Source organism: Bradyrhizobium sp. CCBAU 11386, from assembly GCF_028128955.1.
Lineage (GTDB): Bacteria > Pseudomonadota > Alphaproteobacteria > Rhizobiales > Xanthobacteraceae > Bradyrhizobium.
Map to the genome: position 1 here is coordinate 322,666 of NZ_LBKA01000261.1, position 23,568 is coordinate 346,233.

Here is a 23,568-nt window from a genome sequence, read left to right on the forward strand (position 1 = left end):
CTGGTTTCATTTCGACTCTACCGAAGGAGCAATGTCCGGGGGACATGACCCCGATGGAGATTCACCGCGCCGGCTACACCGACTTCCAAGAAGACGCCGATCTCGTGTTTCACCGTCGGGCACCGGCAGTATAGACAGGGCGAGCCGGCTAGTTGCCGCGGGCTATCGCGTCTGTTTGCTTATCGACGCCCAGTTTGCTCGACGCGTCGGATCAGGCGACGTCGGGCTCGATGTGGCTCAAGCTCGTCATTGGATCGTCCTGTCCGGCGGGAACTTGAAAATGACGGTCTTCACCTGGGGAGATGAAGAGTACAAGGGCCACAAGAACGTCCTCTCTCACGGAGGAACAGCTCCTGGAGAACTTCTACGGCATCGTGGCCGCCAAGCCATAGCTCGATGGACGCGAATTCTTCGCAAAGTCCATCACTGCCCGAAGCCGAACTGACGGCCTCGCTCCTCGCTGTTGACCTGAATGCAAGCTGCGACCGAGACGGTCGATCCGCGAGCCCGTCCTTGGACTTCACGTCCCCTCGATCGCCGTCAGCGGAACTTTCGTTTGAACCACGCCAGAGCCTTCTGGTGCGCTGCCGCGAGCAGGCCAGCAAGAGTACAATAACTGTTTTACATCAACATCTTATACAGAGGTCACACGACCGCGCGACATTGGCGGGCGCCCATCATCCACATGAATCGGCGCACAACGCCCGGCCGCAATAATCCTCCGCATCTTTTGAACGCCTCCGCATTTCAAAACAACACATAGGAATGGATCGGGCCCGAGATCGGTACTGTATGCAGATAGGCAGCCGCCAGTACGAATTCAGGAATTATTTCTTACGCGGCCGTCCTCGCGACGTTACCATTCTACGGGCATAGGTTGGGTGTTCGCCATGAGATTGTACAGGCACCTCCGAGTTTGTCTTCTTCTCGCCGCTTCGCTGTTCCTGGCCTCTCAGCCAGCCTGGGCGACAAAGCGCGTGGCTTTGGTGGTCGGCAATTCCAGCTATCAAAACGCCCCACTGCTTCCAAACCCGGCCAATGACGCTGCGGCCATCGCCGCGACCTTGAAGGGCGCAGGTTTCGATGTGGTTGACTCAAGGCTCAACCTCGCCGCGACCGACATGCGGCGGGCCCTGAGAGAATTCGCCGATCAGGCCCGCAATGCCGACATTGCCTTGGTGTACTATGCTGGCCACGGTATCGAGATCGACGGGACGAACTATCTGATCCCGACAGACGCCAGACTCGAGCGTGACACGGATATCTATGACGAAGCGTTCTCGCTCGACCGTGTCCTGCTGGCGATCGAGCCTGCGAGGCAGCTGCGCGTTGTGATCGTCGACGCGTGCCGCAACAATCCGTTTGCCGACTCAATGAAGCGTACGGTTGCCTCGCGATCAATCAGCCGCGGGCTGGCCAGGGTCGAACCTGCCGTCTCCAACACACTGATCGCGTTTGCCGCGAAAGCCGGACTAACCGCACTCGATGGCAACAGCAAGAATAGTCCGTACGCGACGGCTCTCGTGAAGTATATTGCAAAGCCGGGGCTCGACTTGCGCAGGGCTTTCGGCTTCGTCCGCGACGATGTCTTGCAAGCCACGGGCAACCGACAGGAGCCCTATGTCTACGGCTCGCTGGGCGGCGAAGACGTTGCACTTGTTCCGGCTGCCAAGGCCGAGGAGCCCATACAAGCAGCCAACCCCCAGTCGGAAATTCGTCGCGATTACGAATTGGCCTTGCAGCTCCGCAACAAGCCCGCTCTGAACGCGTTCCTGACCCAGCATCCGGACGGATACTACTCAAATCTGGCCAAGCTGCAGCTTAATCAGCTCGAGGCCGAGGACGCACGCGTCGCGGCGACAGCGAAAGCGCAGCAGGCCGAGCAGCAACAAGCTCGCCTGATGTCCCAGGGCGCCCAGCGTGCCGAACAGGAGAAGGCGGCCGCGGATCTGAAGGCTGCGGAAGAGGCCCGGATTGCCGCCGAGAGGACGAAGCAAGCGGCGCAGGAGCAGGCCACCGAGGCGGAACGGAAACGGACTGCATCCGAATCTACAATCGTCGCTGCACTCTCCGGGAATAAGCCGGCCGTTGAGAGTACGGTCGCGGATAACCCTACGGCCGCTGCGCCCGGTGAGGACAGCAAGACGCCCAAGCTTGCGGCACTGAGCGACGAGCCGCGCCAGACCGATATCGCAAGAGCCGATATCGCCAAGTCCGTACAAGGCGAATTGAGCCGCGTCGGCTGCTTCGCCGGCCCCGTCGATGGCCAATGGAATGCGGCCTCACAGCGCTCGTTGGCTCTCTTCAACCGGCACGCAGGCACCAAACTGGACGTCAAGCTTGCAAGTCTGGATGCTCTTGACGCGATCAAACTTAGGCCATCGCGGGTCTGCCCGCTGATCTGCGATCGCGGCTACAGGCCCGACGGCGACCAGTGCAGCAAAATCACCTGTGCCGAGGGCTCGTTCCTCAACGACGACAATGAATGCGAGAAGCAGCGCGGGAAGAAGCCGGTTGCCAAGAGCAATACGGATGACCGTCCGTCGCGCGCGGATCGTTCGGCCCGCCAGAGTCGGCAGCCCACAGCGGACGTTCCGCCGCGACAGGCGAGCCCGAAGCCGCAGGCGGATGGTGCCAGGCGCAGCGCATCAGGCGCGGGGGGACAGATCTACTGCAATGACCTCTTGTGCCGCCCCGTCAAGCGCGGCTGCCATCTCGAATATCGCGGCGGAGGTGGCCCCTACGCCAATGCCAATGCCGAGGTCTGCAACTAGCGCGGCGAGACGCCACGCCGGCGTCGTCAGGAAGCTATCGGGACGCCGGATTATCTTGAGTGCACCGAGCCGCCGAGCCTAACCTCGGCTCGGTCGACGACCTTGTGTCTGACTTGGCCGAAGCGGAGCGACCTGCGTGGTGGCGTGTGAGCTCGAGCAGAAGGACGCCAACGCCTTTCCAGGGGTGACGCTCTTCACGAAGCGGCAGGCGCCCGGCATGAAGCCGACGGCGGTTTATCTTCCGCCAAAGCACCCAACAGCCGCCACCAAGTTCGATGTCGTGATCTGGCTTCACGGTTTCTACGTCAAAAACCATGAATTTCTGTTCCACAACGATCCAGCGCGGCTGCGCGAACAGGTCCGGGATTCCGGCAAGGACGTGGTGCTTATCGCGCCGTTCCTGGGCTACGAATATGCCGTTGGCGACACCTTTGCCGGAAACTACAGCGTGTCTGACCTGGCAACCGCGAACTGGGGCGAACGCTATCTCGAGGAGATCCTTGGAGCTCTTGCCAGGTTCCTGGGTCTCTCCTCGACGTCCATTCCTCAGCTCCAGATCGGCAAGCTCATCATCGCATGCCACTCCGGCGGTGGTAACGGCATGCGCAATCTCGTCGGGAGCCTTGGAAAGTATCAGGGCAAGCTGACGGCTTGTTGGGGATTTGACTGCCTCTACGGTGCCAATGCGCGGCCCGACGATGCGACCTTCTGGTATCAGTGGTTGTCTGGACAGAGCGGCCGCGCGCTTGAGATCGTGTATGGTCCATCAACTCTCCCGCAATCGGTGAAGCTGGACCTGATCGGGCGCGGGCTGGCGACGGCCGATGGCAATCAAGCGCAGCCACAACGCCCTGCTCTCAAGAACCTTAGCGTAAGGGTCGGTCATTACGACCTGTTCCCGGCATTTGGCCAGATGGTCAGGGTCAACGATCTGGACCCGGCTTACGTGGATCGCTTCATGATACCGCAGGTCGCTGACCAGCCGCGTCTGCACCACAAGCCGGCGCCACAGCACGGGGAATTCCTTCAGGGCGCGATTTCCAACGTTCGCAGCGCTTTTCCCTTTCCAAAGGACATTCATTACATGATCGCCCGGGGCGGCTTCTTCAGTCGGCTGAGCAAGCTTTAGCCTTCACAGGCCTTGGCCTTGCCGGGCTCACTTGATGGAATAGGATTTGACGTCGAACGACCAATTATTCGTCACCAGCTTTCCGCTGCCGTTGTCCGGCACGCGCAGCTCACTGGTCCAGGCCGTTAGATAGCTCAACGCTTCGGCCTGATCTTGTAGCTTGCGCGGCAAGTCCGGCAAATCGAGCAACTGCACCCGCCGCTCGCTCAGGATGGCGATCATCACTGCTGACCCGGTCGGCGGTGAGACGACATATTCAAAACCACGCTGCCGAGCCGCCGGGGTTGGAACGACAAATTCGACGCCGGGCTTGATGAGATTGATGTCGCGTCCGTCCGACTGCGCCAATAGCTCGGGAGTCGGAAAGATCTGGGACATCCGCCCTTCCGCGTCGACGTCGACGAGAATGAGATATCCCGGCTTCCTCACGGTGACGCCGAACGTGATCTTGCCGCCGAGGTTGACGGTCTGACCCGGCAGGATCTGAAGGGACACACTCGCGGTATTGGCCTGCCTGCGCGCCGCTTGTACGGGCCAAAGCCAGGGTGCATACGTCGTGCCGACATTCAGCGACGCCGACGGCAACGGTGCTGCGGACGAAGCTCCGCTACCCGCCAGCAGCAGCAGGAATGCGAGCCATGGTCGCTCCCGGCGGATCGGCTGCGATGACGGCATGGCCTGCTCTCCCTAAAAGTCAGGGAGCACTGAAGAAGCCGATCGAGGCGATCCGCGCGTCCGCAGGCAAGTACCGCTCGAGGCTCTTGATTACCTGCCCCGAAGCGCGGCGCCGGTTGAGCTGCATCAGGACTGTCTCAAGATCGACCATGCGATGCTGCGAGGTCACCGCAACGATCTGTTCCGCACCGAACGGCTCGCCGACCCTAAGCGGTAGGCGCAAACTCGCCGATCGGGCCAGTGCCGCATCGGAACCCACCGGATACAACAATTGGATGGTGCCATCGCCAGACACATTGAACAGCAACACCGCTCTTGACCCCACATCAGACAGATCAACTTCGACAGTCTGGCCAGCACGCTGTTGGCGATCGTCCGGCCAGATGCGCATGATCTGCGGCGACCGGGTCGCAATGCGCTTCAGTTCACGAATTGCCGCTGTCCGGTCGACTACCGTCGGCAGGCTGGCGACGTCGATCCCGTAGGCGACCACGTCGCCCCACGCGATCACGTCGTGCGACACGGGATCCCAGATCAGGTCGGGATTGTCCGTCGGTTGAACAGCCTGCACGGGAACATCCTTTGGCGCCACGCTCGCAAAATAGTTCGTCTTGCCGTCGAGCGCCGCCAGCCGGATTGGCGCAGCGAGACGGAGGGGGGCCGGCGCGTCGCCGGTCGGAAGTTCCTTGGTCGCCGCCGCGGCAAGGGTGGGAATGTTTGGTGCCTTGGCCGTGACAGCCGGCGGCGCGGGCGCTTGTCCCTTGACGGGCGCCCCGGATCCGGCCGGACCGGAGGCCGCTCTCGCGGCCGGCCCCTGAATCAGCACGACACCGCGCGTCAATTCGAAGGCGATGTCGGTATCCGGCGTCTGAGGCGGCGATGATATGGTCACGATGTTCTGGCGCTGGTCCGAGAGCTGATAGACCACCTGTCGAACATTGCTGAAGAGCTCCTTGAGCGTCACCTTCCCATCGTGATTGATGTCCGCGCTCCCCTCCACCGCCCGCGCGACCGCATAGCTGAGAGCCCCGCGCAGGCCATCGATGCCAGGGATGCGGACTTCCGGCGCCTTGGTGTAGCGGTCCACCGCAGCCAGGAACGCCGTGTGGTCAAGATCGAGTCCTGACTTCGGATCGTTGCTGTCCGACACCGGCTTCAGTTCGTCGACCAGCAACGTGTAACGCGGGACCTGCCGGAAGCTCATCTCAGCGGCACGCGGATCGATATCGCGCACCATACCGCCGCCGTGGCAGGTATCAGCCACGAAGATTACCTTCGCTCCGCGAAGCTCGAACTGCCGGATGAAATGGTTGAACTCACTGCCCAGAACACGTTCAACGGACCCGGTTGGCGTGGTTTCAAAGCCTGGCAGCAGGAACACGTTTTCCATCCCGTCCGGCTCCGAGCCCTTGACGCGCTCCGGCTCCTGGGTTCCATGACCTGCGATCGACAGAAAGATGAGGTCGTTGCTCTTGGTCCGCTCCACCAGTGAACTGATCTCGCGCAAGACGCTTGCCCTGTCGGCCTGTGCGTTAGTCAGTACGACGACGTCGCCAACCCCCATGCTCTTCAAGCTGGTCACGATGTCAGTGGCGTCGGCGACCGCGCCCTTCAATTTCCGCACGTGCTGATAGTCATCGATCCCGATCACGAGCGCGCGCACCGCCGCCCCGTCCGGATTGCTGATCGACAATCCTCCTGCCGCATGCGCGTGCGGGGATATCAGCCCGATCAACGCAGCGAGCCCGATGGTGGCGCATAGCCGCTTGATCCCGCAATCAAGTTCCCTGGGCATCCGCATCGTGATCCACCTCGACATCCTTCCTATCCATTCTGTAGCGCCAGCGACACACCGGGTTCAGCGCCTTTTGCTTGCCGTCTTGCGGCCCGCCTGCGGTTCGGCCTCTTGATAGGCGCTCGCTGAAACTGTCGCCTGGTCATCCGCGAACGCCCGAAAGCGGACCGGAACGTAGCCACGCGAAAGCAGGCTCGCCAACGGGTAGACGTTGCGGCAGACGCGGCCGTTGCAGCCACCGGTCGAGGATTCCATCACCTCAACCTTGCGATCGGGCGTGAACCGCAGGAACAACATCACGTGCGAGCCCGGCTTGTTCAGCGCATCGCCGGGCCTCAGGTCCCAGGGATTTGCCACCGGGGCTGCGATCGCAGGAATAGCGGCAGTCGTGTAGTGGACGGAGAGCCCCCACGCGGCGCTGACGAATGCCGAACAGTCGACGCCAGCAACATCCGGCCGTGGCGAATTGCGAGTGCACACATTGCCAGCCAGCGTTCCGCTCTCGATCCGCTGACGGAAGTTCGCGAGCGATCCGTGGCAGCCCCAGCAATAAGGTACGCCGCGCACCTCCTGGTTCACTTTGCCCTGCAGATACCACGGCCGCCGAATACGGCTGAAGCCGCTGCATTGGCTGTCGGGATCGCTGCCGTAGTTGGCCTGCGTCAGCTTCCACTGGATGCCCTCGAACGCAAACGCGGTCTCGATAGCCTGCTGGCGATTGGAAGGTCTCACAGCAGCCGACGCGTCGAATTTGACGCCGGATTGCGGTGCTGGCGCGGCTGCCGTTCGCGACGGCCGCACGTCGATAATGGAAGCGTTGGTCAACGGCCGGAAGCCGACGCCAACCACTTCAATTCCGTCCGACTTGGTCCGGAGGAAATAGACATCGCCATCGCCCGAAACCGTGACGAACCGCCGGGTCAGCGGCGTATTTTCCAAAGGCAGCTCATAGATTCCCTCGAGACGGCCGTTCGCTGCATAGCGTGCCACGAACGTGGAAGCATTCTTTCCCGATGGCGGAACGTCCTCAGCCAGGACGTAGAAACGGTCGCTGTTGTCGATCTCGAGAAACTCCACCGTGCCGAGCTGGTTGCGCACCCGCAGGCCGAGCTGGCCGATCGTCTCGTTGGTGACCATGGTCTGGATCTCGACCCTTACGCTGGCATTGCCCTTGTCCGGAATGATATCGGCGATCACCGAGCCCTTACTTCGAGAAGCCACATATTGCCGGTCGGGCTGCCGCGTCGTGTTGACGATAGCCGCGCGGGTATTCTGGTCGAGCAAGTCGGCCGCGCTGCCGGGCGCCTGCGATCCCATCTGGGCGAAAGCGGAGACGGCGACCTGATCGTCCGCGCCACGGCTCGAGACCTCCTCAAGCTGGATCACGTCGCCACCGATACCGCGCGTAGACTGCCCTGGCGCCGCCTTCAGCGTCCGTACGCCGCCGTCCCAAACCATGATGTCGTCGTTGTGGACCACGAGATCGGTCGGCTGGAGGTCCTTCGGCATCTTGAGGACGTCAGGATCTGAGTTCGGCTGTTTCGGGTCAAACTGCAGGATGCGACCGTTGACCTGATCGAGCACAAACAGGTTGCCCTGCCCGTCGGCGCTGAGTGCTTGTGGTCCCGCGAGTTCCACGTCCTCGCTGGCCGGAACGATGCCGACCATGGAAGCAGCCAAACCGCTGGCAAAGCTGCGGACGACAGTATCGTCGGCATGCGCCTTGGTTCCGAAAATGCCAGCGCCAACGATGAAGACCCAGATCCAACGATTTGGACGAAGCATGTTCGCCTCAATGTACCCCGAACCGATCGCCGCGTCGGATCGACTAATCCGAGATGCCGTTAATGCGGCGCGTCAATTAGTGGTGAGCAATCTCAATCACGTTCAATTCTATCACTTGACGGTGATAGTCCGAACTTTCTTCAGCTTGCGGTGCAAAACATGGCCCGGAATAGATTTGAGAAGGTGAGCGAAGTTCAGCCCGACGCGATCACGCTGCTCCTGAAACGCGACGATGACGGCGCCTCCGGATCAATCGTGCTGCCGGCCGCCGCGAGCCGGGGACGGCTGACCACCGACCAGATCAGCGCGCAATTGCCGGCTCAGGATGCTTTTCGCGGCGCGATCCGGCTGGCAAACGACGTAAAGCTGGCGCTGGTTGTGTGCGATCCAGACGGGGTCTGGAAGTCCGAGTGGGGCGATCTTTATCAGCCGATCGATTGACCCGCATCGGATGGAACCAGTATATGTTGCGACGCCGCATGGAGACTAGCTTGCCGAACGGAGCCTGCACCCGACCGTCGTTCCGGATACGGGCCTTGATGGTCGCGCTGCTGGTTGCGACGGGCTGGCCGGCACGCGCCAACGACTCGGCTGCGGAATTGTCGATCGGCGGGCTCCAGTTCGTACGCACCAATGACGTCGCCATGGAGAGCGAGAACCTTAGTATCGGGCTCGACAGAATCAGTGTTCGCTACCAATTCGCCAACGTCACTGCCAAGCCGGTCACGCTTACTGTTGCCTTTCCGCTGCCCGACATCGACCTGTCGGAGGCTGAGAACATTGCACTGCCTTCAAATGATCCGATCAACTTCGTCGACTTCGAGACCAGGGTCGACGGCAGCCCGGCGCCGCTGACCGTCGATCAGCGCGCCATGGTTGGCAACAGGGATGTCAGTGCCCTGCTCCGCGAACTCAAGCTGCCGCTGCTGCCGATTGGTGGCCGCGAGATCCGGATGAGCGACCTGCCCGCGGCGACTCGGACCCGGCTCGTGGACGACGGACTTATGATGCCTGCCGGAATGAGCGACAACGGTCGCCAGCAGTATGCGCCAGGTTGGGTTATCAAGACCTCGGCTGTGCGCCAGCAGGTGTTTCCGCCCATGCGCACCGTCACGGTCGAACACCAGTACCGGCCGAGCGTCGGCTCCAGTCCTGACACCATCCTGCGCCCGAGCCTACGCCGCAGCAGCGCACTGGGTCAGCAAGTCGCCCGTTACCGGAAAGAATACTGCGTCCAGGATACGTTCCTCGCCGAGCTCGACAAGCGCGCGGGCAGTAACCAGACCAACAGCGCGAACCTGCAGGAGAGGCGCATATCATACGTGCTCAAGACCGGCGCGAATTGGGCCGGGCCGATCCGGTCGTTCAAGCTGACTATCGACCCAGGCGGCAACGACCGCTTGGTGAGCTTCTGTCCTGGGCGGCTCAAGGCATCGGCTGCTGCCGGAAACACGCTTGAATATACGGCAAATGACTTCAAGCCGGATGCCGACCTGAAAATCCTGGTGATCGGAACATTCTGAGCGCGCCGGTCAATTGGTGAGTAGCACGTAGCGCGCGGCCGCGATGATAGTCACCTTGTTGCGCTGAGCCTCGCTCAGCGCCTGGAGGAAGAACGTATCGGCAGCTATCGGTCGCGGCTGGCGCAATGAGTCCAGAACCTGCGGAACCGCCACGACCAACAGCAATTGCGGACCGCTCGCGCGCGCTGTCGGGAGCGTAAACGAAAGCGAGTCGATGCCCGGCTTCAGAAGATAAGACAGGCTCTGGACTTCGCCGCGATCCGACACCATGAGCAGCTCGACCACGCGGTTGGCAAAGTTCTCAATGGTCCCATTGAGGGCTTCACCACCCTTCAGCTCTGTCGCTGACAGGGTGATGCGTGGCATTCGCGCCTGATCGCTCCCGACCTGACTCAAGAACTTGACGGCTGGGCATTGCGCCTGGGTCACTTGCCTGACGCCGATCGAAGCCTCGAAACCCTGCTCACGCCGAAACGCTTTGTCGAAGGTGTCGAATGGGGCGGTCGAGGCACCGAACCCTTCGATGACAGCGGCATTTGGGCTCACGGCAATCGGCAAGACAAAGAAGCAGTCACCGCCAGAATATTGGGCCACGTATTTGCGGATGCGCTCAGCTCGCCCCGCCCCATCGAGTGCCGGAGACGGCGTCGCCGTCGGCTGCGCGGACAACTTCTCCGGCTCTTGGCGCCCGGGCTGTGGTCCAGCGGGCTCGACCTTCGGCGGCGCCATTGTTCCAGCGAGTTTTGGAGGTGGCGGCAAGACCGCGGTGCCGGGCGCTGACCAGACCAGCTTGTAGAAGGCATATCCACCACCGCCGACCAGCAGTAACAGAGCCGCCACGCCCGCCCTCAGCCAGCGGCCGCGCGGACTCCGCGCGGTCGACGGCATCTTGTCCTGCGGCACCGGCGCCGCGCCTTCCGGCCGCCGCAGCGGATCGAAGCCATATAACGGCGCAGCCGGCGTCTGCACCAAACCGGTCGGCTTCCAGCTGGCGACCTCTCCCATGGTCGGGCGCAATGCCGGATCAGGCTGCAGCATCCGCTCCAGCAAAGGCCGGATGCGCATATCCACCGCACCGAGATCGGGCACACGCCGGCGCTTCTCCACCAGTTGAAACTGGCTGCCGCCCATGTCGAGCTTCTGCCCGGTCAGCGCGTGAAACAGCACAAGACCGAGGCTGTAGACATCGGATTTCGCAGTCACGTCATTGCCGTACAACCCTACCTGTTCCGGCGATGCGTAGTTGTCCTTGCCAGCGAAGCCCGAGCCGATGATGGTCTTGTCACCCATCTGGGTCGACCGGGCTATGCCGAAGTCGATGATCTTAGCCCGCCTGACGTCGTCGAGCGGAACAATGATGTTGTCCGGAGAAACGTCGCGATGGATGATGCCGTGCTCATGGGCAGCCTCCAGTCCCGATGCGACGCGTAGCATCAGCTTGATCAGCGCCTCGAAAGTCAACGGTCCATCGTCGAGCATGTTCGAGAGGGAGCGGCCATTCACGAACTCCATCGCGAGATACGGTCGCTGCAGCACCGGCTCCACCGTAAACAGGAAGTAGCGAACGATCGCGTCATGCGGAAGATTGTGGAGTGCCGCGGCCTCTCGACGGAACAGCGCGAGCGCCGCCTCGTTATCGACCATGTCGGGCAATAGCATTTTCACGGCAACAGGCGATCCAGTCTGGATCTCTCGGCATTTGTAGACCTCACCCATGCCGCCCGCGCCGATCACCGCTTCGATCTCGTAGATACCGTTGAGACGGGTGCCGGGGGGCACGCCGTGATAGGGCGGTCGGAACGGATCGTTCGGGGTCATGGTTGCGGCTCCCGATTAAGCGGAGATCTTGTCGCCTCCTGAGATCGTGGCGTCAGCAGTCGCACGATCACAATCGTTACGTTGTCAAGCCCGCCACGATCAAGAGCCAGCGCGAGCATGTCATCGCAAGCTGCCTGGGCGCGTCGCGTAGCCGCGTGCTGCAGGATTTCGTCGTCCTGCACGTGCCTGGTCAGGCCATCGCTGCAGATCACGAAGATATCCTCCGGCTCGGCCGGGCCTGATACCACCTCAAATTCCGGATCATCGGCGACACCGACGGCGCGAGTAATGGCATTGCTCGGCCAATCATTCACGTCTTCGCGCGACAGCGCACCTTCGGCGATCAGTTCCTCCAGTTCGCTGTGATCATGCGACACTTGGCTAATTGCGCCGCGACTGATCAGGTAAACCCGGCTGTCACCCGCCCATATGCAGGCATAGTAGCTATCGCGAACGAGCAGAACCGCCGCTGTAGTCCCGACGGTGGCACCCTGTCGTTCATGACTAAGCGCCAGTATCTGCTGGTTTGCGCTGAATAGCCGCTCCTCGCATTCCGCCAGCAGGTCTGCGGCTGATTCTGGCGTGCCGATCGCGTCAAGCGACTGCACTACAATGCGACTGGCGAGATCGCCGGCCTCGTGACCACCCATACCGTCGGCGACGGCCCACAGGCCAACGTCGGTTCGTACCAAACATGAATCCTCGTTCCGCTCCCGCACCCTTCCGGCATGGGTAACGCTACCAACATCGAACAAGGATGGAGTATGCACCATCGTGCGTCATCCATTCCCGGATGCTGCGAGGCCGGGATCACCGGTCAGCAGCGTAATGTAGTGAAACGGATCTGGTAATCCGCGGCAACTCAGCGCCATTGGCGGAAAGCCTTCCCCTCCGGCGGTCCACCAGAAGCTAGCCGCGGCGTAGACCTGTGGGTTGGCGGCGCAAAGTGCTGCAAACGCCCCCGCGAAGGCGTCGACCGCCGAAGCACTCCCCATTGCCGCGGTACCAAGCGACGTGATCGGCGGACCGCTGGCGATGGTCTCCTGCAGTCGTGGCACCGCAAGCCGATCCAATGCATCGGAGATCTGCTCGAAGGTTGCGGCCCGGTCCAGGGTCGAAAGCAGGAACGCCTCCACTTGCCCGAACCATTCGTCCTGCGGATCAATGCTCGGCGGCGGCAACGAGACGGCCTCGCCGGTCACCGCATGCAGGGTCAAGGGATAGTATCGCCCCACCCCGTCGAGCGAGGGCATAATCGCCCCCGCCACCGTCGTTCCGCAGATTGCGGCACCGAGCCAAAACCGCCAGACCGGCGCGGTCAGAAAGGCCTGCTGCCATCCTGGGCCAAGCTGGTGGCGACTTGCTGACAGCGCAGCCTGTACCCACGGCTCCCAGGCTTCCAGGAAGCTGCGCGGGGTTGCGATCGCGATGAAATCGCGCTTTGCGCCGATTTTGCCGAATAACCCGCAACGCATGGTCATATCCCGGTCGGGCAACGAAACTCACGCAGCACTGACAGGTTCAGCGGGTTGCGCAACGATCCAGTCGAAATTTGATAGTTGAGCTCGCGCCCGGCGACGATGAAAGTCGCGCTGGCCGTTTCCGCTTTCACCACTAACGAGCCCGCCTCCAGCATCCGAAACAACGACCAGGGACCAATGCGCTCAAGCACGGATGGCGGGCCGGTGTCGTTGCTGACTGAAATTGCCGTTCGCGGCGCGGGGCCCGGCCATAGGACGGTCGTTGGCGAGTTGCTCTGTGGCTGTGGCGGTGGCGTAGGTTGCGGACCGCCGAACAAGGATGAGGTCGCTGGACCAGGTGTGGTTGGGCTTGTAATTGTGGTGCCGCCGATCTCGGTCTTGACGGTCACGCCTGGCCCGGCTGCCCCAGGCGGCCGGATCGCGAACGATACCGCCGGCACACCGCCGCCGGTCTGGAAGAAGGCGTCGCGGATATAGGCCGCATTTTGGAATTGTTTGAGCGTATCCGGCGAGAACGACCGACCAACGGGGCTCTCCTTTCGCCAAGCCCAGTCCGATCGCGACGTGTCGGCATAAGGTGCCAGGTACTGGGTGAAGAACTTGTCCATAACGCCGTTCGGACTGAACAATTTGGCAAAATCCGCCAGCGGGACTTCCTGGCTGCTGCTGCGGATAAACGGGTAGCGGTTGGTCACGGTCTGTTGGCAGACCGGCGTGACCTGATCGCGCAACGTTTGAAGGATTTGCCCGGCGGTTGAAGCCGCAATGCTGCCTTCGAACTCCGCGGCTGCTGCTCGCAGCATGTCGGAGAATGGTGGCGGCATGCGCGAGGCATTGTTGCGGAGCGCTGCGACCTGGGTCTGAAGCGCAGCTGTGGCCTGTGCGGTCAGTTGGGGATTCTCGATGATCAGCGTCAGGTTCTGCGCGATGTCGTTCAGGTTCGCGACGGTCGAGTCGATCGGCCGGCGGGTGCTCTCGCCTTCGAGCGCCGCGTGGTAAGGTTTGAACTGCGCCTCGATCATCGCGCCAGGCGGTCCATCCTGGGCATTCGTGAAGAGTGCTGGCGCCGGTGCGGCAGCTGGCGCCGAAGCGCTCGCCGGCTTCGCCCGTTCCTTGGTTAGCACCGTCTCGTCGCGCACCGATTCCAGAATTTGCCGCATCGGCGAGGTCGGCGCCGAAAGCGCCCGCAGCACCTCATATTTCGGCTTGTCGGCGAGCAGCTTCTTCAGGCGCAGGCTCCCGAGCGCCGTTCGCCAGGTCGTCACGAAATCGTTGGAATAGATGCTGAGCAGATCGCCGGCCAGATTGTCGTACTGCTGGTCGATGGCCGACTGCTGGCCGGCATCCCCCAAAACCCATCGCTCCCGCTTCATCCGCTCAGACAATCCGGACAGCCGGGCAACGAACTTCTGTTGGAAGCCGTTATACGTGAAGAACTCAGGTACCCGCACGGCGTCCAAAGGACGCCCCGTCGTGGTTTCGAACACAACACCCATGTCGGGTCCGCCGTGACGGCTGGCGATCCAGTCGCCAGCGGTCGATGCGCGAGCCTCCGATTTCAGAAACTCGTAGGCACGTTGCGACACGCTCAGGCGCGCCAAGGAGCTCTGGGCCTGCTTGATCAACCGGCCGTCGAGTTCGACCAGCGGCTGCTGTTCGGTCTCGAGGTCGAACATTGCCACGAGGTTCTCGTCGAGCAGACGCCGCCCTTCCGCGTTGGTGGCGCCAGGATAGAGGTTGTCCGCCCAGTCACGTTGCATCCAGGAGCGGATCAGCTCACGGTCTGGCGACTGCAGGCCGCCGACCATCAGATAGACCTTGAGCGCCTCGTAAACGAAGGCAGGTTCGTTTATTCGCGCATTGAGCTGCTCCTCCAGGCGGTACAGCAGGCGCGGTCGGAACATGCGCTCAAGCGCCGTATGATAGGCCGCCTTCGAGGGCGACAGCAGCCGGGCGTGCTGGCTGAGCCCGTAGCGAGCCGACAGAGGCACCGACTCGCCGCGCGATCCGTAGCCCGCCGGGGCGTTGCGCAGCCGGTAGAGTAGCGGCAGCACCTTGTCTAGATCATGATCAGCAATCAGCGTCTGTTTGATAAGTGGTGCGCCGGCGGCTGCATACTCGCTATCGGCCTGCAGGCTTTGCTCAATCAAATCGGAGTTCCGCTTGTAGCTCGTCAGCCAGGCTGCGATCAGTCCGATCGAGACCAGGCCGATCAATGACAGGGCCGCGGTTTTCAGGATCAGCGCGCGGCGCACCGCGGCACGGTCGGTCGAGACCCAGTCGGCTTCGCCGATGATGACTTTGGAAATCAGATCGGCGAGGAAAAAGCTCTTGCCCGTGCCCGAATAGGATCCGGAACCGACCTCCTCAGCGCCGAACGTACGTGCCAGCGACCCGATCAATTGGTCGATCGGCGTGCCCTGCTGCGTACCCGAGGTAAAGTAGAAACCGCGCAGGTTCGCGTTCACGTGATAGCGCGTCGGCTCGAAGATCAGGTTGAGGAAATCGTGGATCTGGGGCTTGAGCCGCGCCATCTGTGCCGGAAAGCCGAACAATTGCACGCGGTGCTGGGGCGTCGGCTCGTCCTGCAGACGGTCGAGCGTCTCCTCGCTCAGGCGCTCCAGCAGACGGTCGAACTCGACCGGGATCTGCCCCACCAGATTCTGGGTCTTGTCGGCGGTCTGGAACGTGGCACCCCAGACCTGGCGGCGGCCGGCATCCCCGAGATAGGCGAAATACTCGGTGAAGCCGGCAACGAGATCGGCTTTGGTAAATAGCGCGTAGACCGGGAAGCTGACCTTGAGCCTCTGATGCAGCTCGAGCAGGCGCATCCTGATGGCATCGGCGTGAAGTGCGAGCTCCTGCTTCGGCAGCGTTAGAATGTCTTCGATACTGATGGCGACAAGGACGCCGTTGATCGGCTGGCGTGATCGGCTTTTCTTCAGGATGTCCAGGAACGCCAGCCAGCTGTCCTTGTCGGCCTTGCTATTGGAGTCCTGAGTGGTGTAGCGGCCGGCGGTATCGATCAGCACCGCCTCCTCGGTAAACCACCAATCGCAGTAGCGGGTACCGCCGACCCCCGCGATCGCCGCGGGCGTCGCCCCGCGCGCGAGCGGAAATTTGAGCCCGGAATTGACCAGCGCCGTGGTCTTGCCGGCGCCGGGCGGACCGATGATGACGTACCACGGCAGATCGTAGAGAAAGCCCGATTTGTTGCCGCTGGCGGTCTTCAGCGTCGCGAGCGCATCCTTCATGCGCTCCTTGAGCACCGGTTCATCGCTGACGGGCTGGTCCGCACCAGCGATGCCATCGGCAATCTCCTTGGCACCCTTGCGCCGCTTGAACAGATTGAGGCCAACGATGCCTGCCACGATCGTGGTGAGCAGCAGAATAGCGATCTGCCGGACGATATGGTTCTCCAGCGGCCGCCAATCGCCGAACGCAATGAAGGGACCGGCGAAATAGATCACCGCTCCGAGCGAGCTGAGCCCGACTCCGTAGAGAACGATGCGGAGAATGTCCTTGGCAAGCATCTAACCGTACCTGTCGCAAACCACCTGACCCGGCGGTATCTGCCTATTCGCTGCGCTCGATAAAGATCTCGACGCGCCGGTTCTTGGCGCGTCCCTCGGGTGTCGTGTTGCTGGCGATCGGCGCATCTGCTCCTTTGCCCTCGACGTCGACGCGCGAACCATCGGCCAAGCCAGGCTTCAGTGCCGCGGCAACCGCCTTGGCGCGCTCGACCGACAATTCGAAATTTGTCGGGAAGCGGACTGTGCGGATCGGCGAACTGTCGGTATGGCCGACGACCCGGATCCGTCCCGGCTCCTTGTCGAGGGTTGCTGCAACGCGGAGTGCGATCGGCTTGAAGCCGTCCAGGATGGTCGCCTGGCCCGATGCAAACAAGGCCAGGTCGCAGACCCTGATCACGATGAAGCTGGGGGTCTGGTCCGCCGTCATGGCACAGGCGGTGTTCTCCTTCGCGAGCGCGTTGCGGATGCGCTGCAACTGGGTGATGCGATCCGGTGGCGGCGGAGGCGGAGGCGGCGGCGGTGGTGCAACGACCTGACGCTTGAGCTCGATCGGGCCGGCCGGATGGAGCGCGAGCGCCACCTCGGCAGCATTCTCTGCCCGGCCAGCGAGGAGCGTCCGCAGGACGAAATAGGACCCGGTCAGCAGCGCGGCGACGACGGCCGCCACGAGCCAGACCGGAACGCGCAGACGCTGCCGGCGCCCCGCCAGCGCCTGCCCGCGCCAGTTGGGCGACAGGTCGCTCATCGTCTTCGGCCGGACCCGGCGCAGCAATTCATAGAGGTTGCGCTGGATCAGCTGCAGGTTCGCAAGTCCGCCCCCTGACGTCCGGTGAATGCCCTGAAAACCAAGCGCAAGGCAGGCGTGCTGAAGTTCGAGGACCGGATAGTTGACCAGTGGATCAACCTTCAAATGGTCGAGGATCTCAAAGAAACGGACGCCGCCGACACGCTCGCCGAAGAACCGGCTCAGCATCGAATATTGCGTCCAGACGTGACGCTCCTCGGTTGGGATGTGCTGCACGATATCGTCGGCAGTGGCGCACAGGATGTATTTCGCTGTGTTGGCCTGATGCTCGGAAATGCCCGCTGAACGGATATCCTTCTCAAAGAATTTGATAGCGTCTGCGACCTGCTCCATCAGGCTCGCGAATGACGCGCGCATGAGCGCCACCCGCAACCGACCAAGCAGCTGCAGCAACGGGCCCGCAGCGCGCATCACTGGATTGGCATTTGGCGCGACGAGATCGTCGACGCGCAACGGCGGCCCTGGCGGCAACATGGGTTGCGGCACCTGGCCTTGCGCGGGTGTCGAGATCCATTCCTCGGTTGGATGGCTGGCCGGCGCGGAGGCGTAGTTCGAGCCCTGTGGAACGGGCGAAAAGGATGATGGTGGCGCTGGCGCGCCGGGAGAAGGTACGGGTGATGGCGAATAGGCCGGACGTGCTGCAGGCCCCTCACCCGGCGGAGGCTGAGAGGTCGGCGTCGGCGGCAACTTCCCGCCGGGGTTGGGACGGATGATCGTCCGTTCGCCCCGACCGAAAGGATTAACCGGCTTGTCCCTGTCGCTCATGGCCTCTCTTCCAGGATAGCCCAAAGGTACAGCTCAAGCTCCGGCCAGTCGCCGGAGAAGTGCATTCCGATCGAGGCCGCCGTGCTGAACTCGGGCCACAGCGGCGACTTGCGGTCGAGATAGAAATAGACGTGATCCGTGATGGCCCGGATATGCGGCGGCGGCGTCGGCAAATGCACCAAGGTCAGGCCCGGCAAGTTTGCGTGCACGATCTCGTTCATCTTGGTGTTCGGCCCGACCTTGAACAGGTGCGGGAAATCGTTCTGGATCTCCACGAGTGGCCGCCGTGCGGCAACCTCCAGCACCAGGGTCGCATTTCGGAATAGCGCTCGATCGCGGATCGGCGATACGAACGCATTCTGCGCGCGCTCGATGATCTCCAGACGGATCGCCCGCCGGCCCAGCCGCGCGCTCAAGAAGTCCTGGATGTCGCTCACCAATGGTGTGAAGACGTTCTCGAGATCGTCGTGATCGTACGCCGGATAGTCGCGCGCCCGCCGTTCCGCCGTGGAAAAAGTCGCAAGTTCACCCGCGAACCTCAGCAATTCCTCGTACAGGCGCTCGGGGTGCACGCAGCCGGAGCGTTGGAAATGAGTCAGCACGGGAACGGTACGGTTCAGCACTTGCAGGACCAGATAGTCGACGCTCTGCAACCCACCGCCGGATGACGGATCGACCGCGTAACGCGCCAGCTCGTCGAGTTTGGTCTCAACCCAGCCGATGATGCGGTTGAGCCAACCATCGATGATCGGATGCGCGGCGCAGACCAGCATCGGCGGCACGAACTTGTCGTCGAACAGGATGTTCTTGTCGCGCACTTCCAGAATGCGCGCGATGCCGAGGCCCATGTATCCGGGCTTGCTGGTCTTGCGCAGTTCGAACGACAAGCGCGGATAAGCGATGTCGATCTCTTCCTCGATGCGTAGCGCCGAGGTCGAGTCAATGAAGGTTTCCGAAGTACGAATATAACGACTGGCGCTGTCGGTGCGGTCCTCGTCGACCTCGCGGGTGTTTGGTGCCGCGACAGGCATCATCAGCCAGACGATCTGGCCTGCGGCCGTCTCCGGCACATCGATCGCTTCGGGAATTGGGCTGTCCGCAGGGATATCGAACGGCGTACCGTCCGGCATGACGCCGGACGCATTGCGCACCGCGAACTTGCTTTGTTCGGTAAGATCCTTATCGATCTCTAGCTGGGCAAAGCCCCAGGGGTATGGTGTCGTGTAGCGAACGCGCTTTTCCAGCAAGTGTTCGATGTAGCGGTCGTTCTGCTGCAGATGATGCGGCCGCAGAAACAGACCTTCCGACCAGAAAACCTTGCTGTACCAAGACATTCCTACATCCACTTAGAAATTGTCGGCGACCGCATGGTCGCCGATAGCTTACTTTGAACCGGGCTTGTCGCCGCGGTCGTAATAGTCCGAGAAGTGCAACATAAAGGTTTCGATCGGCGCGCTGTTGTCGCGGCCAAGATGCGCCTTCCAGCGCGTCAAGAACTCGTCCCAGAGTTTGCCCTTGTTCGTGCCGAGCCAGGAGCTTGCGCCACGCTGAAGCTCGAGCTCGCGCGCCATCAGCGTCGGATCTATGCCCGCAATCAGCTCATGGACAGCGTGCTGCATCGCCATGTAGGTCTTCAACTGATGTGATTTGAGATCACTGAAGCCCTGTGCAAAGGCGCGCTGTGCGTCGAGGTAGCTACGCGTCGGCGGCCCAAAGAGAATGCGCATCGCCTCTTCCGCGGTCGGCGAGAATTTCAGCGGATTATTTTCGAGGGCTTGGACGGTGGTCTGGCTGGTGCTGCGGGTCAGCTGTTTGGCTTGGGTTCGCGCTTGCAGCAGCGCCATGAGATTATCCACGGTCATACGCAAGATGATGCCAAGCTGTTCAGCGAGTTCGGCGTCGGACTTGTTGGCAAAGAAATTGTCCGGCAATCCTGCAGCGCGCGCCACCAGTCGCGCGAACTCGGTACCGCCGACTGGCTTGGCCGTGACAGGCCCCTCGCCTGCTGCTTGCGTCTGGCGCGGCGTCGCAACCTTTTGGTGTGATGGCGATGCTGGCGGCTGTGCACCGGCTGGTTCATCATCGATCCACACCGACGGCCGGCGTGGGGTCGGCTTGACTGGGGGGCGCTCGACTTGCGGTTTCGGCGCGGTGACCGGACCCGCTGCCCAGTTCATGTCGTCGTCCTGCACGGACGGTTGGTACGGAGACGTCGGCGATGACGGTCGAAATGGGTCTACACCCGGCGCCGGGACGCTCGCCGCCCAATCCAGGAACCCCGGATTAACGGGCCGCGCAGCCTCGCGTGGCTTCTTCAACAGGTGCGGATCGATCGGCGGCGGAACGTCACGATCGGCCGTCCAAAGCTCTCCGTAATCGGCATGCTGCTGGATCGAGGGTTCGTGGAGTTGCGCCTCATGGTTTGGGCTGCGCCCGCCAGCCTCATCCTCCAGCGAAACTCCGATGATGTAGTGGCCGATCGTCAGTCGGTCGCCGTCGCGCAAGCGGTGCGGCCCCCGCATGCGCTGGTCGGCACCATTGAGAAAGGTGCCGTTGGTCGAGACGTCGTGCAGCCAATAGCCGCCGTCGCGAAAGTGCACTTCGCAGTGCTTTCCGGAAATCGTCCGCGCCGGATCCGGCAGCGTCCAGTCGAGGTGACGATCCCGGCCAATATCGACCGAGCGCCTGCCGGTGACCGTAAACGACACAGGTCCGCCGTCCGGAAGGTTCGGTTCGTTCTCGATATTAAAGCGAAGCACCATCACATCGTCTCGTTAGCGCGGAGGGCGCGGGTCGCCGCGTGCCAATTGAATACCATCCTCCAGGCATGACGTCATTATCTGGTCCCGGGAGTCACGGGGGAGCCGGCAGAGGCCAATCAGCAGCGCTGCACGCACCGCCCGTGCGGTCTGATCTGGCTTGGCTTCCACGGGCGCAAATTCCGCGGGAACCACGCTTCCGCCGGACCAGCCGGCCGCCAGCGCCAGCCATGTCGCCGGCTGCTCGGGATCGTTGGCATTGCCGACGGCCAGCGCCTTGTTCCGGGATTGCTCGTCCGGTTGCCGAACCCAGGTCTCCACGAAGTTCAGCGACCTGCTATCGTCGGCGTCGAAATGGTCGAACATCCGCCGCAACGAGCGACATCCCCAGGCAACGGCCACACGCCTTGGCAGCAGATAGGCGCAGAAAGATACGGCCTGGTGCCAGTTCCGCGCGTCGGCGGCCTCCTGAAGGAAATCCAGCGAAGGCTTATCGGCGTCGGCCTTGCCGACATCATAGCGCGCTATGGGATAGGCTTGAAACAGATCCTGAACCGTGCCGAACCGAACCTGACCCATGACCGTTAGCCGACAAGGGTTGGAGTGCCGTGGGCGACAAGCGGACCACCGGCTGCAAGCGCCATGGCGGCCTGCGCCGTCATGGAGATGGTCGGCGCGTTGATGATTATACCCGCCGGGGTCAGGATAATCTGGCTGGGACCAACCTGCAGGGTGATGTTGGCATTGGCCATGAGGGTGATGCTGATGCCTGCATTGACCGACTGGTCCATGGCCAGCGTGATGTGCTGACCACCCAATTCGATATCGAGCTTGTCATTGCCGTTCTTGAGCGTGGTCTTGCGGGTGTCACCGCCGAATGCAGCTTCGCCGATGGTCCGAGTCTCGGTGTCACGGACCGTCACGTCGTGGTCCTTCTCGGCATGCACCGAGATCTTCTCGGATCCCTTCTTATCCTCGAAGTTCCACTCGTTGTAGCCGCCGCCACCTTTGGTGGAGTCCGACTTCAATCCCGCAATCGTCTTCTTCGACGGCAGATCGTAGGGCACCTTGTATTCGTCGTTATATACAGTGCCGATCACCAGGGGCCGGTCCGGATCCCCTTCCAGGAATTCGACAACCACTTCCTGTCCGACGCGCGGAATGATCTGACCGCCCCAGCGCTTGCCAGACCAGACCTGGGCCACGCGCAACCGGCACGACCGCTTCTTCTTCCGATCCCAGAAAAAGCGGACATAGATTTCGCCTAGCGACTCGACGTCGATTTCCTCGCTCGAATTGTCATCTTTGGTCACGACCTTGGCCGTCTGGACGCCGTTGATCCTTGGCTTCGGCGTCATCATCGGCGCTCGAAATGGCCGATCACTCGGCAGTAACTCGTAGCTGCCGAAATAGACATGCTGCCCGGCGTCGCTGGGACCGCCTGTGCGGTAGGATTCGATCGAGAACGAGTGCGTGGCTCGCACCACGAGATATTCAACGTTCTGCGAGTCCTTGGAGTGCCTCTCGAGCTTCGTCAGCCCGCCGGGGAACAGGTTGACGGCGTCGCCGTTGCCGCGGCGCCGCCGATCCATCGCCTGCTCGGCCTGGAGCTGGATCTTCGCGTAGCGCTCGCCGTCGGATTTCTCCTTGAACTTGCCGGGATAGTCGTAAAACTCCATCTCCGACCTGGTGTAATGCTCCGAGCCCTTGGCGTCGCTGATCATCTGCGCGTTGGGCTTCTGGTAGTTGTAGTCGTTGAGCTCGATCTTCCCAGTGCGAAACCGGCGCTCCGAAACCCATTCATAGATATGCTGCTCGGCTCGCCGGTCGGCACCCGTCAGCGGGATGTAGGGAATCGTGGCAAGACCGTTGATCGGGCTGTGCGACGATTTGGAGTCCGCCAACACCAGCGTATGCTTGCCGCCCTCATGCTTGAAGAAGTAGTAGATGCCTTGCTGCTCCATTAGCCGGCAAACAAAATTCAGATCGGTCTCGCGGTACTGAACACAATATTCGAGCTTCGGACAGGAGCCCTCTTCGGTCAGCTTGGATTCATAATCGGTGAAGCCGCGTTCGTTGAAGACCTCCTTGATGATGTCGGGCGCCTTCTTGTCCTGAAAGATCCGGCAATCGGTGGTACGCGACAACAGCCATAACCAAGGCCTCAGTACGATCCGGTAGCTGAAATAGTCGTTCTTCACCCCGAGCCATTGAGCCTCCGTAAGAATGCCGCAGAACTCACGCTCCTTTTCATGCAACTTTATGGTCAGCGTGCACTGCTGACCGATCGCACGGTCGAAGTCGAGGTCGGCATCCTCGCTGAGACACTCGATACGATATTCGAACAGTTCGCTGAGACCTTCCGAGCCCTCGAATCCGACGAAAACCAGGACGTCCTTGCCGAGAGGCGTCTTCAGTTCGCAGAGGCGAGTATCCTGGGTAAGCTGGCCCATGTGGGCGTTAAACTCCCTCGTCGGCTGCCAAGAGCAGATCAGGCGTCATGCAAGAACCACGGAAATCCTCGCCGCCACTGTCAGTGCCGGCAAGTCCGCCCGGGCCGGACCTTCTGACGCGCCGCAGCACCCGTCCAAAGAACCAGTCCTGCCTCCAAGTAGTCGGCTCCAAGAGCTTGCCGGTTCACGCGAAACTGTCATGATCGTCGGGAATGAACCGGGACCAGCAAGCCTCTGACCCATAAGGCAGTCGGATCACGATCCTCTTGCGTG

16 protein-coding genes are annotated in these 23,568 nt (G+C 61.9%); 4 read left to right on the forward strand and 12 right to left on the reverse strand.

The annotated features are described in order from the left end of the window. Positions 1 to 986 precede the first annotated feature (986 nt). Both XI09_RS45150 and XI09_RS45155 read left to right on the forward strand, forming a co-directional pair. Positions 987 to 2,774: a caspase family protein gene (locus XI09_RS45150; protein ID WP_442869670.1), complete on the forward strand. Its 1,788-nt coding sequence runs from the start codon at positions 987 to 989 to the stop codon at positions 2,772 to 2,774. A gap of 139 nt (positions 2,775 to 2,913) precedes the next feature. After that, the gene (locus XI09_RS45155) at positions 2,914 to 3,903 is read left to right on the forward strand and encodes a hypothetical protein (RefSeq protein ID WP_271572720.1); all 990 of its coding nucleotides are present in this window, start codon (positions 2,914 to 2,916) and stop codon (positions 3,901 to 3,903) included. 27 nt (positions 3,904 to 3,930) lie between these two features. Here XI09_RS45155 and XI09_RS45160 read toward each other — a convergent pair whose 3' ends face one another. The 3 genes from XI09_RS45160 to XI09_RS45170 form a co-directional block, all read right to left on the reverse strand. Beyond that, on the reverse strand, positions 3,931 to 4,488 hold the full coding sequence (locus XI09_RS45160) for a DUF4384 domain-containing protein (protein WP_271572721.1): 558 nt from the start codon (positions 4,486 to 4,488) through the stop codon (positions 3,931 to 3,933). A 109-nt stretch (positions 4,489 to 4,597) separates the two neighbouring features. Continuing rightward, positions 4,598 to 6,397 (reverse strand): caspase family protein, encoded by a 1,800-nt coding sequence (locus XI09_RS45165; RefSeq protein ID WP_271572722.1) that lies wholly within the window; start codon positions 6,395 to 6,397, stop codon positions 4,598 to 4,600. A gap of 39 nt (positions 6,398 to 6,436) precedes the next feature. Then, positions 6,437 to 8,158, reverse strand: coding sequence for a hypothetical protein (locus tag XI09_RS45170; protein WP_271572723.1), 1,722 nt, complete (start codon positions 8,156 to 8,158; stop codon positions 6,437 to 6,439). A 159-nt stretch (positions 8,159 to 8,317) separates the two neighbouring features. Between XI09_RS45170 and XI09_RS45175 the strand changes: the two genes are divergently transcribed. Continuing rightward, entirely contained in the window at positions 8,318 to 8,599 is a 282-nt protein-coding gene (locus XI09_RS45175; protein WP_271572724.1) for a hypothetical protein, read from the forward strand. 98 nt (positions 8,600 to 8,697) lie between these two features. After that, entirely contained in the window at positions 8,698 to 9,681 is a 984-nt protein-coding gene (locus XI09_RS45180; RefSeq protein ID WP_271572815.1) for a DUF4424 domain-containing protein, read from the forward strand. A gap of 9 nt (positions 9,682 to 9,690) precedes the next feature. Here the strand turns inward: XI09_RS45180 and XI09_RS45185 are convergent, their stop codons facing one another. Genes XI09_RS45185 through XI09_RS45225 form a run of 9 tightly spaced genes read right to left on the reverse strand, consistent with a single transcriptional unit; the run spans position 9,691 to position 23,295 of the window. Continuing rightward, positions 9,691 to 11,499, reverse strand: a complete 1,809-nt coding sequence (locus tag XI09_RS45185; protein ID WP_271572725.1) for a serine/threonine-protein kinase — start codon at positions 11,497 to 11,499, stop codon at positions 9,691 to 9,693. After that, the gene (locus tag XI09_RS45190) at positions 11,496 to 12,272 is read right to left on the reverse strand and encodes a PP2C family protein-serine/threonine phosphatase (protein WP_271572726.1); all 777 of its coding nucleotides are present in this window, start codon (positions 12,270 to 12,272) and stop codon (positions 11,496 to 11,498) included. Before XI09_RS45190 ends, XI09_RS45185 begins: the two co-directional genes overlap by 4 nt. Before the next feature lie 6 nt (positions 12,273 to 12,278). Further along, a complete protein-coding gene (gene tagF, locus XI09_RS45195; RefSeq protein WP_271572727.1) occupies positions 12,279 to 12,980 on the reverse strand; it encodes a type VI secretion system-associated protein TagF in 702 nt (233 codons plus the stop codon). Continuing rightward, entirely contained in the window at positions 12,977 to 16,513 is a 3,537-nt protein-coding gene (gene tssM / locus XI09_RS45200) for a type VI secretion system membrane subunit TssM (RefSeq protein WP_271572728.1), read from the reverse strand. Before tssM ends, tagF begins: the two co-directional genes overlap by 4 nt. Positions 16,514 to 16,556: 43 nt before the next feature. Next, a complete protein-coding gene (gene tssL / locus XI09_RS45205) occupies positions 16,557 to 18,083 on the reverse strand; it encodes a type VI secretion system protein TssL, long form (RefSeq protein ID WP_333939213.1) in 1,527 nt (508 codons plus the stop codon). After that, the gene (gene tssK, locus XI09_RS45210; RefSeq protein ID WP_271572730.1) at positions 18,080 to 19,417 is read right to left on the reverse strand and encodes a type VI secretion system baseplate subunit TssK; all 1,338 of its coding nucleotides are present in this window, start codon (positions 19,415 to 19,417) and stop codon (positions 18,080 to 18,082) included. Before tssK ends, tssL begins: the two co-directional genes overlap by 4 nt. 48 nt (positions 19,418 to 19,465) lie before the next feature. Then, on the reverse strand, positions 19,466 to 20,845 hold the full coding sequence (tagH, locus tag XI09_RS45215; protein WP_271572731.1) for a type VI secretion system-associated FHA domain protein TagH: 1,380 nt from the start codon (positions 20,843 to 20,845) through the stop codon (positions 19,466 to 19,468). A 12-nt stretch (positions 20,846 to 20,857) separates the two neighbouring features. Next, entirely contained in the window at positions 20,858 to 21,421 is a 564-nt protein-coding gene (locus XI09_RS45220) for a DUF6931 family protein (RefSeq protein ID WP_271572732.1), read from the reverse strand. 5 nt (positions 21,422 to 21,426) lie between these two features. After that, positions 21,427 to 23,295 carry a type VI secretion system Vgr family protein gene (locus tag XI09_RS45225; protein ID WP_271572733.1) on the reverse strand — a complete coding sequence of 623 codons (1,869 nt, stop codon included), beginning with the start codon at positions 23,293 to 23,295 and terminating at the stop codon, positions 21,427 to 21,429. Positions 23,296 to 23,568: the final 273 nt, after the last annotated feature.

Excerpts from the sequence above, each read along its gene's own strand:
- XI09_RS45165 (WP_271572722.1), bottom strand. The coding sequence starts at position 6,397 with ATGTCGAGGTGGATCACGATGCGGATGCCCAGGGAACTTGATTGCGGG.
- XI09_RS45170 (WP_271572723.1), bottom strand. The coding sequence starts at position 8,158 with ATGCTTCGTCCAAATCGTTGGATCTGGGTCTTCATCGTTGGCGCTGGC.
- XI09_RS45175 (WP_271572724.1), top strand. The coding sequence starts at position 8,318 with ATGGCCCGGAATAGATTTGAGAAGGTGAGCGAAGTTCAGCCCGACGCG.
- XI09_RS45180 (WP_271572815.1), top strand. The coding sequence starts at position 8,698 with ATGGTCGCGCTGCTGGTTGCGACGGGCTGGCCGGCACGCGCCAACGAC.
- XI09_RS45185 (WP_271572725.1), bottom strand. The coding sequence starts at position 11,499 with ATGACCCCGAACGATCCGTTCCGACCGCCCTATCACGGCGTGCCCCCC.
- XI09_RS45190 (WP_271572726.1), bottom strand. The coding sequence starts at position 12,272 with ATGGTGCATACTCCATCCTTGTTCGATGTTGGTAGCGTTACCCATGCC.
- tagF (WP_271572727.1), bottom strand. The coding sequence starts at position 12,980 with ATGACCATGCGTTGCGGGTTATTCGGCAAAATCGGCGCAAAGCGCGAT.
- tssM (WP_271572728.1), bottom strand. The coding sequence starts at position 16,513 with ATGCTTGCCAAGGACATTCTCCGCATCGTTCTCTACGGAGTCGGGCTC.
- tssL (WP_333939213.1), bottom strand. The coding sequence starts at position 18,083 with ATGAGCGACAGGGACAAGCCGGTTAATCCTTTCGGTCGGGGCGAACGG.
- tssK (WP_271572730.1), bottom strand. The coding sequence starts at position 19,417 with ATGTCTTGGTACAGCAAGGTTTTCTGGTCGGAAGGTCTGTTTCTGCGG.
- tagH (WP_271572731.1), bottom strand. The coding sequence starts at position 20,845 with ATGGTGCTTCGCTTTAATATCGAGAACGAACCGAACCTTCCGGACGGC.
- XI09_RS45220 (WP_271572732.1), bottom strand. The coding sequence starts at position 21,421 with ATGGGTCAGGTTCGGTTCGGCACGGTTCAGGATCTGTTTCAAGCCTAT.
- XI09_RS45225 (WP_271572733.1), bottom strand. The coding sequence starts at position 23,295 with ATGGGCCAGCTTACCCAGGATACTCGCCTCTGCGAACTGAAGACGCCT.